Genomic DNA, 11,714 nt, shown 5'->3' on the forward strand with positions numbered 1-11,714 from the left:
GGGCGGGGAAGGCGGCAGGGGCCGCTTTTCCAGACGGCCCGGAGCGCTATGTCCTCCCGCACGGCCGGGCGGAAAGGGTTGCGACAATGCGACAGACACTCCTGCGCGCGGCTTCGTTTGCCGTCCTGGCGCTGGCGAGCGCCCCCGCGAACGCGCAAGACGCCCCCGCCGGCTGCGCCTCAGACAACGCCGGCCTCAGCCTGCCGCGCGGATTCTGCGCCACCATCTTCGCCGATCACATCGGCCACGCCCGACACATGGCCGTCGCGCCGAATGGCGTCGTCTATGTCAATACGTGGAGCGGGCGCTATTACGGAACCGCCCGGCCGCCGGCCGGCGGCTTCATCGTCGCCTTGCAGGACGCCAATGGCGACGGCCGCGCCGAAATTATCAGACGCTTCGGCGAGACGCCGGTCGGCGGCGGCGCGGGCGGCACGGGCGTCGCCCTTTACGATGGCGCTCTCTATGCCGAGGAAGGCGACCGCATCCTGCGCTACAGCCTGCCGAAAGACGACATCGTTCCGAACGGAAAGCCACAAATTGTCGTTTCCGGCCTGCCGCTCACGGGCGACCACCCGATGCATCCCTTTGCGATCGACGCGGCGGGCAATCTTTTCGTCGACTCCGCGTCCGCCACGAATTCCTGCCAGGCGCAAAACCGCATGCGCGAGTCGCCCGGCCTCGACCCCTGCCGCGAGCTGGAGACGCGCGCCGGCGTCTGGCGCTATGACGCCAGGGCCACCGGCCAGACATTCTCTCCCGCCGAGCGCTTCGCGACCGGCATTCGCAATGGCGAGGGAATCGCGATCGACGGCGATCGGATCTACGTCACCCAGCATGGGCGCGACCAGCTCTCGGAGAATTGGCCGAAGATCTTCACGCGCGAACAGGGCCCGGAGCTGCCCGCCGAGGAGCTCGTGGAGCTGAAGCAGGGCGCCGATTACGGTTGGCCCTATTGCTATTACGACGGCTTCCTCGGCGCGCTGGTTCTCGCGCCGGAATATGGCGGCGACGGCGGCAAGACCTTCGGCGTCTGCGCGCAAAAGCAGGGTCCGCTGGCGTCCTTCCCCGCTCATTGGGCGCCAAACGATCTCGCGATCTACCATGGCGGCCTGTTTCCGACATCCTATGACGGCGGCTTCTTCATCGCCTTCCACGGCTCCTGGAATCGCGCGCCCTTCCCGCAGGGCGGCTACAACATCGTTTTCCAGCCCATGGCGGCGGGCAAGCCCAACCGCGATTTCATTGTCTTCGCCGACGGCTTCGCCGGCAGGAGCAAGGACCCTGGCGCGGCCCGCCACCGACCCTCGGGCGTCGCCGTCGGCCCTGATGGCGCGCTCTATGTTTCAGACGACGTCGGCGGACGTATCTGGCGCATCGTTTTCCATGGCGACGTCGCCAGCACGGGCGTCGAGCCGGCGCCAACGACGCCGCAGACCTATGCGCGCGCCGCCGAAGCGTCGCCGCCGGAGGGCGTGAATCCCGACGCTGGCAAGATGGAAGGCCGCAAGCTGCCGACACCGCCCGGCGTCACCGACGCAGAGGTCGCGAAAGGCGAGCGCATCTTCAACGGACATGCAGCGAGCGGGAACTGTTCGGGCTGCCATGGCGAGAATGGCAAGGGCTCCCCGCTCGGGCCGGATCTCACCAGCGGCAAATGGCTGTGGGGCGACGGCAGTCTCGACGCCATTCGCAAGACGATCGCCGATGGCGTGCCGGCGCCGAAAGACTACAGAAGCCCCATGCCGCCCAAGGGCGGAGCGCCGCTCACCGATGCGGACGTCACCGCCGTCGCCGCCTATGTCTGGGCCATCGGCCATCCTGCTGGAAAGTAAAGGAACGCCATGATTTTGCTTCAATGGCTGCCTAGCCTTTAATCAAGTCGACGGAGACGCCGGCACGAGAACGCTCCGACCGTGGATGTAACGGCGGGGCGTTTTTCGTTTGGCGCCGTCCTTGCTCCGCGCGCGTGGCGCCGCGCGAAACGTCTCCGGATAGATTTTTCGCGCCGATGGCGTAGCATGTTGCGCGCGCCGGCCCGTCGCCGCGCCAGGACTGATGTTGCTGGAGCCGCCGATGTCGACCGACAAGAGCATCCTGGTCTGTGGGATTGGCGAGACAGCCTCCGCCGTGGCGCGGCGTCTTCATGTGGATGGTTACGCCGTCGGCCTGTACCGCGCCACCGCGCCCTTGCTGCTGCGCCGTCGGATGAGCTTCGCCGACGCCTGGCACGACGGCTATGCGCTTCTCGAAGGAGTCGAGGCGCGCCGCGCCGACGTGAACGCCGAATTCCAGCTCGGGCTGCGCACGCGCGCCTTCATTCCGCTGCTGCGCGGACGGTATGCGGACGCGCTCGAACGCTGGCCCTGGGACGTGATCGTCGCGGCGCAGGAAGACCGCGAGCCCGCGCCGCTCACGACGCCCGACGACGCGGAACTCACTATCGGACTGGGACCGTCGTTTTGTCCCGGCGTCGATTGTCACCTCGTCATCGAGACGGACGGCCCCGATCCCGGCGCCGTTCATCGCAAGGCGGCCGCGCCGCAAAGGCGCGCGCGTGAGGCGGAGTGCGCGCATGTCTTCGCCCCGGTCTCGGGGCTGTTCCGTGCGGAGGTCTCCATCGGCGCCTCTGTCGAGGCCGGCGGCACGCTCGGCTATGTCGGCGACGCGCCCGTGCTCGCGCCCATCAGCGGGCGCGTTGGCGGGATCGCGCGGCGCGAGCAGGCGGTCGTCGAAGGCGCGCCCGTCGCGGAGATCGCCCATGCGCGCTCCACCCAGGTCTCGGGGATCAGCTTCGCCAATCAACTCGTCTCCCGCGGCGTTTCCTTCGCGATTGAAATGGAGCTTGAGGGATTCGAGCCTTTTTCTTTCCAGGACTGGTTTTAAATTAAACGCCACGCCGTCTCGCGCGCCCCCGGCCGCCCCGCCGCCGGGACGACGCGCGCCTTTAGAGGACCCTATGCCGAACACCGCCAATCCCCTGCTGACGACCTGGACCACCCCCTTCGCGCTGCCGCCCTTCGGCGCCATTCGCAGCGAGCACTTCCGTCCGGCCTTCGAGACGGCGCTCGCCAGCCATGAGGCGGAGATTGCGGAGATCGCCGGGAATCCGGACGCGCCGACATTCGAGAACACCATAGAGGCGCTGGAGCGCGCGGGGAAAGCGCTGACCGACGTCGGCTCGGTGTTCTGGAACCTCGCCGCGACCGACACCAATCCCCAATTGCAGGAGATCGAGCGCGACATGGCGAGCGCCCTCTCCCGGCACGCGAGCGACATCTCCATGAACCCCGAGCTGTTTCGTCGCGTCGAAACGCTTTACGAAACGCGCGACAGCCTCGGCCTGACGCCCGAGCAACGCCGCGTGCTGGAACTCACGCACAAGAATTTCGTGCGCGCCGGCGCGCGGCTGAAGACGGAGGAAAAGGACCGCCTCAAATCCATCATGGAGCGGCTCGCGGCGCTCGCGACGCAATTCTCACAAAACGTTCTCGCGGACGAATCCTCCTGGCTGCTGCTCCTCGAGGAAAGCGACCTCGACGGCCTCTCCGACGATTTCCGCGCGGCGGCGGCGCGGCTCGCGGCCGAACGCGGCGCTCCCGGCAAATATGCGGTGAGCCTGTCCCGGTCGAGCGCGGAGACATTTCTGCAAAGCTCCGCGCGACGTGACCTGCGCGAGACCGTGTTTCGCGCCTGGGCGCGGCGCGGACAGAACGCCGGCGAAACCGATAATCTGGAGATCATCCGCGAGATCCTCGCGTTGCGCGACGCGCGCGCGAAGCTTCTCGGTTTCGAGAGTTTCGCCGCATACAAGCTCGACGACACCATGGCGAAGACGCCGGCCGCCGTGCGCGATCTGCTCGATCGCGTCTGGTCGCCCGCGCTCTCCCGCGCCGCCGAGGAGCGCGCGCATATTCAAAAGCTCGTCGACGCCGGGGGCGCCAATTTCGCCGTCGCCGCCCATGACTGGCGCTTCTACGCCGAGCGCGTGCGCAAGGACCTCTACGATCTCGATCAGGCGACGCTGCGCCCCTATTTCCAGCTCGATCGCATGATCGCGGCGGCGTTCCATGTCGCGGAACGACTCTTCGGTCTTCGCTTCGTCGAGCGCGAGGGCCTCGATGTCTATCACCCCGATGTGCGCGCCTTCGAGGTTCTGGATCGCGACGGAACGCATGTCGCGCTCTTCCTCGCCGACTATTTCGCCAGGCCCTCGAAACGCAGCGGCGCCTGGATGTCGGACTTCCGCTCGCAGCACAAGCTCGATGGCGAGGTTCGCCCCATCATCGTCAATGTGATGAACTTCACCAAGGGCGCCGAAGGCGAGCCGACCCTGCTCAGTCTCGACGACGCGCGCACGCTGTTCCACGAATTCGGCCACGCCCTGCATGGCATGCTGTCGGATGTGACCTATCCGCTCGTCTCCGGCACCAATGTGGCGCGCGACTTCGTGGAGTTGCCGTCGCAGCTCTACGAGCACTGGCTGCTGGAGCCCGCTGTCCTGAAACAGTTCGCGCGGCATGCGGAGACCGGCGCGCCCATGCCCGACGATCTTCTCGAACGCATCCTCGCCTCGCGCCATTTCAACCAGGGTTTCGGCACGGTGGAGTTCTGCGCCTCGGCCTATGTCGATATGGACGTGCACGAACGAGCCCTGCCCGCGGATGTCGACGTCGCCGACCTCGAACGACAGAGCCTCGAAAAGATTTCCATGCCGGAGGAGATCATCATGCGGCACCGGCTGCCGCACTTCGGGCATATCTTCTCGGGCGACGGCTATTCCGCCGGTTATTACAGCTATCTGTGGGCGGAAGTGCTCGACGCCGACGCCTTCGAAGCCTTCAAGGAAACCGGCGACCCCTTCCACCGGGACGTCGCGGACAGGCTGAAGGCCTTCGTTTACGCGGCGGGCGGGCGGCAGGACGCCGCCGAGGCCTATCTCGCCTTTCGGGGCCGGATGCCGACGGTCGAGCCGCTCTTGCGCCAGCGGGGCTTCCTGAACGCGGCGCGTTCCTGAAGCGTGCGCTTGCGTCATGCGCGCCGCCGCGCTTGTCCGGCGGCGCAAGATGATTAAGTGTCAAGCGCAAGCTTTTGAGAGGGGCTTTCGATGTCACGGTCGCTTCAGGGCAAGACGCTTTTCATCACCGGCGCGAGCCGCGGCATCGGCCTCGCCATTGCGAAGCGCGCCGCGCGGGACGGCGCCAATATCGCCATCGCCGCCAAGAGCGTGACGGAAAACCCGAAGCTCCCCGGCACGATCTTCACCGCGGCGCAGGAGATTGAGGCCGCCGGCGGCCGGGCGCTCGCCATTTCCTGCGACATCCGCTTCGACGATCAGGTCGAGGCTGCGATGCAGAAGACCGTCGACATCTTCGGGGGCGTCGACATTCTCGTCAACAACGCCAGCGCCATCGACCTGCGCGGCGTCGATCAGCTCGACATGAAGCGATTCGATCTGATGCACCAGATCAATGCGCGCGGGAGCTACCTTTGCGCCAGGCTGGCTCTGCCGCATCTGCGCAAGGCCGAAAATCCGCATATTCTCACCATGTCGCCGCCGCTCGACATGAATCCCAAATGGTTTGCGCCGAACCTTGCCTACACCATGGCGAAATACGGCATGAGCCTGGTGACTCTGGGCCTGTCGAAGGACCTCGCGCGGGAGGGGATCGCGGTGAATTCGCTCTGGCCGGAAACCGCGATCGCGACCGCCGCCGTGGGCAATCTGCTCGGCGGCGAGGAGGTGATCAAGCGCTCGCGCAAACCGGAGATTGTCGCCGACGCCGCCCACGCCATCCTGACGCGCGCCTCGCGCGACTGCACCGGCCGTTTCTTCATCGACGTGCTGGCGCTGGCGGAAGAAGGGATCACCGATCTGTCCGCCTATTCCGTCGACCCCAATCAGGCGGCCATCCTGGATTTCTTCCTCGAAGAGCCGATCAGTCCGAATGTCGTCAAATCGGCGTTCCACGCCGGCCGATGACGGAAAGGATCGCGCGCCGCCCGCCTCGGGCAAGCTTTCGGCTGGAAACTGCCGCCGGGACAAACACCGGCGGGCGCCATGCAATCGGCTTTTTACGTCACGCTCTCCTCTCAGGTTGCGCTTGAAAAGCGTCTGACGACGATCGCGGAAAACGTCGCCAACGCGGGCACGGTCGGCTATCGGGCGACCGGCGTGAGCTTCGATACGGTGCTCTCGAAGGCCTCGCCGACGACGACCGCCTATGCCTCGGCCGGGACGGACTTCATTTCCCGCGCGTCCGGCGGTCTGGTGAAGACCGACAATCCGTTCGATGTGGCCGTCGTCGGCGACGCATGGTTCGCCATCCAGACTCCGCAGGGGGTCGCCTATACGCGCGACGGCCGTTTTCGGATGCAGGAAACCGGCGACGTGCGCACCCTGCTCGGCTTTCCGGTGCTCGACGCGGGCAACGCGCCCATCGTTCTCGATCCGACCGCCGGGCCGCCGATGATTTTCCGCGACGGGACGATTCAGCAGGGCGACCGCCAGATTGGCGCCGTTGGGCTGTTCGAGATCGACGAGGCGGCGACGCTGAAGCGCGGCGAAAACTCCAGCGTGATTCCGTCGACTCCGGCGACGCCGGTCATCAATTTCATTCGCAACGGCGTGGCCCAGGGCCATCTGGAAAACGCCAATGTCAGCCCCGTGAGCGAAATCACCAAACTCATCATGACGCATCGCAGTTTCGAAAGCGCCACGGCGGCCTACGACATGCTGGATACGTCCCAGCGCGCCGCGGTGCGCACGCTTGGCGGCGGCTGAGCGCATGATGGACGCGCTGTCCCGCCTCGGCGAGGCGGTGGATTGCTTTATCCACGCGGGCGAGCGCATCGCCATCAGCGGCGTGGTCACGGAAGTCTCGCCCTCGCATTTTCGCGTGGAAGGCCTGTCGCAATTTCTGCGGCTCGATGATTGCGTCCTGCTGGAGGGCGGCGGTCGCGCCTGTCACGGGCAGGCGATCCGCATCGACCGGCGCGGCGTGCTGGTCAAATCCTTCGAAAGCAATGCGGGCGTCGGGCTCGGGGCGCGCGTCACGCTGCTGGGGCCGATCCGCATCGCGCCCGATCCGGGCTGGAAGGGTCGCGTCATCGACGCCCTCGGACGCCCCATCGACGGGCGCGGACCGCTGCCGCGCGGCGCGCCGCGCCCGCTCGACGCCGCTCCCCCAAATCCCATGCTGCGCGCCCGGGTCCATGCGCCGGCGCCGACGGGCGTCGCCGCCATCGACGCCTTCACGCCGCTGTGCCGGGGGCAGCGCGTGGGCGTCTTTGCCGGCTCCGGCGTCGGCAAGTCGACGCTGCTCTCAATGATGACCCGTTCCGCCGCTTTCGACGCCGCCGTCATCTGCCTCGTCGGCGAACGCGGCCGGGAGGTGCGCGACTTCCTCACCGAGGCGCTGGGCATGAGCGCGGCGAACGCCGTCGTCGTCGTCGCGACCGGCGACGAAAGCCCCATGATGCGCCGCCTCGCGCCGCTCGCCGCGACCACCATCGCGGAAAGCTATCGCGACAGCGGCCTGTCCGTGCTGCTGATCATGGATTCCGTCACCCGCTACGCCCATGCGCTGCGTGAGATCGCGCTCGCCGCGGGCGAGCCGCCCGCCGCCAATGGGTTCGCGCCGAGCGTCTTTGCGGATATTCCGCGCCTGCTCGAACGCGCCGGTCCCGGCGTCGACGACGGCGGCTCGATCACGGCGATCTTTTCGGTGCTGGTGGACGGCGACAATCACAATGATCCGATCGCCGATTGCGTGCGCGGCACGCTCGACGGCCATATCGTGCTCGAACGCGAGATCGCCGAACAGGGCCGCTATCCCGCCATCAACATTCTGAAATCCATCTCCCGCCTCGCCGACCGGGTCTGGAGCCACGAGGAGCGCGACATTGTCGCAAAGGCGCGCGCGCTCGTCGCGCGCTACGAGGACACGCGCGATCTGCGCCTTCTCGGCGGCTATCAGCCGGGCGGCGACGCAACGCTCGATCGCGCTGTCGCGCTGACTCCGGCGATCTACCAGGCCTTGCAGCAGGCGCCCGACGCGCCCTCGAAAGCCGGCGCCATTCAGGAGCTCGCGGCCATTCTCTCCACCGCCGCCCCGGCCGCCAGTCACAGGTAAGCTTGCGGGTTCAAAGCTTCCTTGATGACCATGCGAGTCGGAACAGGGCGGACGCAGCGCGTGCGGGCGGCGAGACATCGGGCGGCGGCCGGCGTCGTCAGCCTGCTCCTCTGCGCCTGTGACGCCGCTCTCGCGCAATCGCGCGGCGCGACCAGGGAGCAGCAGCAATATTGCGCCAACATCGCCGCCTCGGCCGAAACGCTGCGGCTGGAACGCCGGCGCAAGGAGCTCGCCGAACTCGAGACGGAGGTCGGCGGCCGGCTGCAGGCTCTGGAGACCCGGCAGAATGAATTGCGTGCGCTTGTCGACCGGCTCGACGCCTTCGAACGCAACGCGAGCGAGGCGCTTGTCGGGCTCTATTCGCGCATGAAGCCGGACGCCGCCGCCGCACAACTCGCCGAGCTCGACGAAGATGTCGCGGCATCGCTGGTCCTGCAACTCAAAACCAAGATTTCCAGCGCGATCCTGGGCGAGATGGACGCCGCCCGTGCGGCCGCGCTCGCCAAAAAAATCTCCGATTTCCGAAAATCCAGCGCGGCGCGAAAGCCATGATCAGACCCTTCCACGCCTGCGCCCTCTCCCTCGCGCTCGCCGCCTGCGCGACGGACCCGCGCGATTTCGCGCGCGAACCGCATCTGTCGCCGATCGGCAGCGGGCTCAATTTCTACGACGATCAGCTTCCCACCGGAATCACCCGCGCCGCCTCGCTCGGGCCGGGCATGCGGCTCGACGAAAACCGCGTCAATCTGTTCCGGGACGTGAAGGCGATGAGCGTCGGAGACGTCGTCACCGTCATGATTTCCATGGACGACCGCGCCAATCTCGGCAATTCGACCGACCGCTCGCGCGAAGGCAAGATCAATTCGAAATGGTCCTTCCTGCTCGATCTTCTCCCCCAGATCGGCGGGCTCGCGGGCTCCCAGACCAAGCAGACCGGCGCCTGGCAAAACGACATCGACTCGAAGACCGAGACGCAGGGTCGGGGATCGATCAATCGTTCGGAGCAGGTCAGGTTCACCCTGGCGGCGGCGGTGACGGCGGTGCTGCCCAACGGCAATCTGGTTCTGCACGGGTCGCAGGAAATTCGCGTCAACAACGAACTGCGCGTTCTGACCGTCGGCGGCGTCGCGCGGCCGCGCGACATCAACAAGGACAATTCCATCTCCTACGACAAGATCGCCGAGGCGCGCGTCTCCTATGGCGGACGCGGCCGGTTGAGCGAGATGCAGCAGCCCGCCTGGGGCCAGCAGCTCTACGACACTTTCGTTCCGTTCTGAGGGGCTTTCGACGTGGCGGACGCTGGCGGAAAATCAAAAGGCGGCTTGATGGCGTTGCTGATCCCGCTCGTCGCGGTGACGCTCATCGGCGGCGGCGGGGGAGCCTTTCTGGGGTCCTCCATGCTGGCGCCCAAGGAGCCGGAGAAGGGCAAGGCCGCCGGCGAGGGCGTTCAGAGCGCCGACAAGACCGGCGAGGACGGCGGGGCGAAGGGCCACGCAAAGGCCGAGGAGAAGTCCGACGCCCATGGCGGAGCCAAGTCCGAGTCGCATGGCGGCGGGTCCGGGGGCGGGCATGGGGGTGGAGATGGGGGCGGACATGGCGACAAGCCAGACGACAAGCACGGCGGCGGCGACGCCCATGGCAAGGGTGACAGCCACGGCGATCCGCATGGCAAGGCTGCGGAGAAAAAGGAACAGCTCCCGCCGGAGCTGCATGTGAAGGAGCTTCCGCCGCTCGTCACCAATCTTGGCGGCGACAAGAGAGGTTGGGTGCGTCTGCAATCGGCCATCGTTTACGATGCGCATGAAACGCAGCACCCGGAATCGCTGATCCCGGCCCTCATGTCCGACATCACCGCCTTCATGAGCACCATCGACGTGGCCGCGATCGAGGGACCGGATGGCCTGCGGCGCCTGCAAGAGGAGCTCGGCGAGCGCGCCGCGACGCGTTCAGAGCGTCAAGTGAAGGAATTCATCATCGAATCGCTGGTCGTGCAATGACCTCGAAAGCCGTTCGCGCCGCGCTCGCATCGGGCCTCCTGCTGGCGGCGGCCTTCTCGCCCGTCGCGGGCGTCGCGGCGGAGGGGCTGGATCTCGGCGCGCTTCTGCCCGGTGGCGGCGGCGCGATGAGCGGGCGCATGATTCAGCTTCTCGGGGCCCTGACGATCCTTTCGATCGCGCCGGGCCTGCTCGTCATGGCGACGAGCTTCACCCGCTTCGCAATCGCGCTGTCTTTCCTGCGCGCGGGTCTTGGTCTGCAAAGCACGCCCGCCAATCTGGTCCTGATCAGCCTCGCGCTATTCATGACCTTCTATGTCATGGCGCCGAGCGCGGAGAAGGCTTGGGAGACGGGCGGACGGCCGCTTGTCGAAGGCAAGATCGGCGAGGCCGAGGCCTTCACCCGCATGTCGGCGCCGTTCCGCGAGTTCATGCTCGCCAATGTTCGCGAGAAGGATCTGCGCCTCTTCGCGGACCTCAGAAAAGTGGAGTCGTCGGCCGCGAAGGACGGACCGCGCCTGGACGTTCTTGTTCCCGCCTTCATGACCTCGGAACTGCGGCGCGGATTCGAGATTGGCTTTCTGATCGTGGTTCCCTTCCTCGCCATCGACATCATCGTCGCCGTGATCACAATGTCGATGGGCATGATGATGCTGCCGCCGACGACGATCGCGCTGCCGGCCAAAGTGCTCTTCTTCATCTTGATGGACGGATGGAACCTGCTGGTCGGCAGTTTGATCCGCTCCTACGGCTGAAGCGGAGGATCAACGCCGGTTGACGCCCTCTGGCCGAAGGCTCGCATCTTCCGCGAAAAGCCGACGAGGGCTCCACATGACCGAGGCGGCGGCGGCAGGGGCCGGGCGAACGGGAGACGACGGCGGCGGTCGATCGGATGACCGCGAGTTGGCGACGCAGGGCGAGCGGGGGCGAGGCAGGGACGCCAGCCGCGAACGCCCTGGCTGTGAGCTTTCCATAGCTAGCCGTTCACACCGGACCTCGCTGAGGGAGCTGCAAAGCTTCGCCGTTCCTCCCAAGCCCTTATGAGCAAACGAGAATATGCGATTTACGCCGCGTGGCCCGGTGAAATTCGCCGCCGGCGCTCAAGGAAGGTTGATCGATCGCGCAGGTCGCGCACGCCAGCCGCCGCGCTCCGGGCCTCCGCGTCTGGCTGCAAGGATCGAACCCGCGTCGCTGTCACCTGCCCCGCCGGCGCCGGCGACAGGCTGTTGAAGCTCCATACCTCTCGCAGGATTCGCCTTTCGATTTCTCCTTTGCGTCGGACTCCAGATCGCAACTGTTTGCCGCCCGGGAGTGAGGCCGTCGCTCGACGAAACCTTCGGTTTTGACGCTAGGGCTCTCCAGGAACTCGGCGCCCGCTTCCTCGACATGAGGGAATTTGCAGACCGATTCCGTCGCTCACTCCGTTTTTCCCCTTTTCAAAAAGAAACCGGCCGGATCTTTCGATCCGGCCGGCGTTTATGTCAGCGATCGTTGTTCGATCAGGGCATGTCGCCCGCGACGAACTTCGGAATCACCGGGCCGCCGATTTCAGCCGCGAAGCGCTTGCCGTCCGGCGTGAAGAAGA

At 66.5% G+C, this 11,714-nt stretch carries 11 protein-coding genes; all 11 read left to right on the plus strand.

What is annotated here, in order from left to right; genetic code table 11:
- Positions 1-86 precede the first annotated feature (86 nt).
- Positions 87-1,835, plus strand: coding sequence for a c-type cytochrome (locus ACR652_RS14930; RefSeq protein WP_434507269.1), 1,749 nt, complete (start codon positions 87-89; stop codon positions 1,833-1,835).
- A gap of 241 nt (positions 1,836-2,076) precedes the next feature.
- Positions 2,077-2,886 (plus strand): hypothetical protein, encoded by an 810-nt coding sequence (locus tag ACR652_RS14935; protein ID WP_434507270.1) that lies wholly within the window; start codon positions 2,077-2,079, stop codon positions 2,884-2,886.
- Positions 2,887-2,959: 73 nt separating this feature from the next.
- Entirely contained in the window at positions 2,960-5,017 is a 2,058-nt protein-coding gene (locus ACR652_RS14940) for a M3 family metallopeptidase (protein ID WP_434507271.1), read from the plus strand.
- 90 nt (positions 5,018-5,107) lie between these two features.
- On the plus strand, positions 5,108-5,983 hold the full coding sequence (locus ACR652_RS14945) for an SDR family oxidoreductase (protein WP_434507272.1): 876 nt from the start codon (positions 5,108-5,110) through the stop codon (positions 5,981-5,983).
- Positions 5,984-6,061: 78 nt separating this feature from the next.
- On the plus strand, positions 6,062-6,784 hold the full coding sequence (flgF, locus tag ACR652_RS14950) for a flagellar basal-body rod protein FlgF (RefSeq protein ID WP_434507273.1): 723 nt from the start codon (positions 6,062-6,064) through the stop codon (positions 6,782-6,784).
- A 7-nt stretch (positions 6,785-6,791) separates the two neighbouring features.
- Complete coding sequence (locus ACR652_RS14955) at positions 6,792-8,135, plus strand: FliI/YscN family ATPase (RefSeq protein WP_434507280.1); 1,344 nt, start codon at positions 6,792-6,794, stop codon at positions 8,133-8,135.
- Positions 8,136-8,159: 24 nt separating this feature from the next.
- The gene (locus ACR652_RS14960) at positions 8,160-8,687 is read left to right on the plus strand and encodes a MotE family protein (RefSeq protein WP_434507274.1); all 528 of its coding nucleotides are present in this window, start codon (positions 8,160-8,162) and stop codon (positions 8,685-8,687) included.
- Complete coding sequence (locus tag ACR652_RS14965; protein WP_434507275.1) at positions 8,684-9,412, plus strand: flagellar basal body L-ring protein FlgH; 729 nt, start codon at positions 8,684-8,686, stop codon at positions 9,410-9,412. The genes ACR652_RS14960 and ACR652_RS14965 overlap by 4 nt, the downstream gene beginning before the upstream one ends.
- Positions 9,413-9,460: 48 nt before the next feature.
- A complete protein-coding gene (locus ACR652_RS14970; RefSeq protein ID WP_434507276.1) occupies positions 9,461-10,132 on the plus strand; it encodes a flagellar basal body-associated FliL family protein in 672 nt (223 codons plus the stop codon).
- Entirely contained in the window at positions 10,129-10,884 is a 756-nt protein-coding gene (fliP, locus tag ACR652_RS14975; RefSeq protein ID WP_434507277.1) for a flagellar type III secretion system pore protein FliP, read from the plus strand. Before ACR652_RS14970 ends, fliP begins: the two co-directional genes overlap by 4 nt.
- 556 nt (positions 10,885-11,440) lie before the next feature.
- Positions 11,441-11,714, plus strand: a 274-nt coding sequence (locus ACR652_RS14980; protein WP_434507278.1) for a hypothetical protein, incomplete at its 3' end; no start/stop codon positions are given.

The sequence above is a fragment of the Methylocystis sp. genome, from assembly GCF_051061225.1.
GTDB lineage: Bacteria > Pseudomonadota > Alphaproteobacteria > Rhizobiales > Beijerinckiaceae > Methylocystis.

What these genes read in the sequence shown, in the direction of transcription:
- ACR652_RS14930 (WP_434507269.1), top strand. Translation starts at nt 87, where the DNA reads ATGCGACAGACACTCCTGCGCGCGGCTTCGTTTGCCGTCCTGGCGCTG.
- ACR652_RS14935 (WP_434507270.1), top strand. Translation starts at nt 2,077, where the DNA reads ATGTCGACCGACAAGAGCATCCTGGTCTGTGGGATTGGCGAGACAGCC.
- ACR652_RS14940 (WP_434507271.1), top strand. Translation starts at nt 2,960, where the DNA reads ATGCCGAACACCGCCAATCCCCTGCTGACGACCTGGACCACCCCCTTC.
- ACR652_RS14945 (WP_434507272.1), top strand. Translation starts at nt 5,108, where the DNA reads ATGTCACGGTCGCTTCAGGGCAAGACGCTTTTCATCACCGGCGCGAGC.
- flgF (WP_434507273.1), top strand. Translation starts at nt 6,062, where the DNA reads ATGCAATCGGCTTTTTACGTCACGCTCTCCTCTCAGGTTGCGCTTGAA.
- ACR652_RS14955 (WP_434507280.1), top strand. Translation starts at nt 6,792, where the DNA reads ATGGACGCGCTGTCCCGCCTCGGCGAGGCGGTGGATTGCTTTATCCAC.
- ACR652_RS14960 (WP_434507274.1), top strand. Translation starts at nt 8,160, where the DNA reads ATGACCATGCGAGTCGGAACAGGGCGGACGCAGCGCGTGCGGGCGGCG.
- ACR652_RS14965 (WP_434507275.1), top strand. Translation starts at nt 8,684, where the DNA reads ATGATCAGACCCTTCCACGCCTGCGCCCTCTCCCTCGCGCTCGCCGCC.
- ACR652_RS14970 (WP_434507276.1), top strand. Translation starts at nt 9,461, where the DNA reads ATGGCGTTGCTGATCCCGCTCGTCGCGGTGACGCTCATCGGCGGCGGC.
- fliP (WP_434507277.1), top strand. Translation starts at nt 10,129, where the DNA reads ATGACCTCGAAAGCCGTTCGCGCCGCGCTCGCATCGGGCCTCCTGCTG.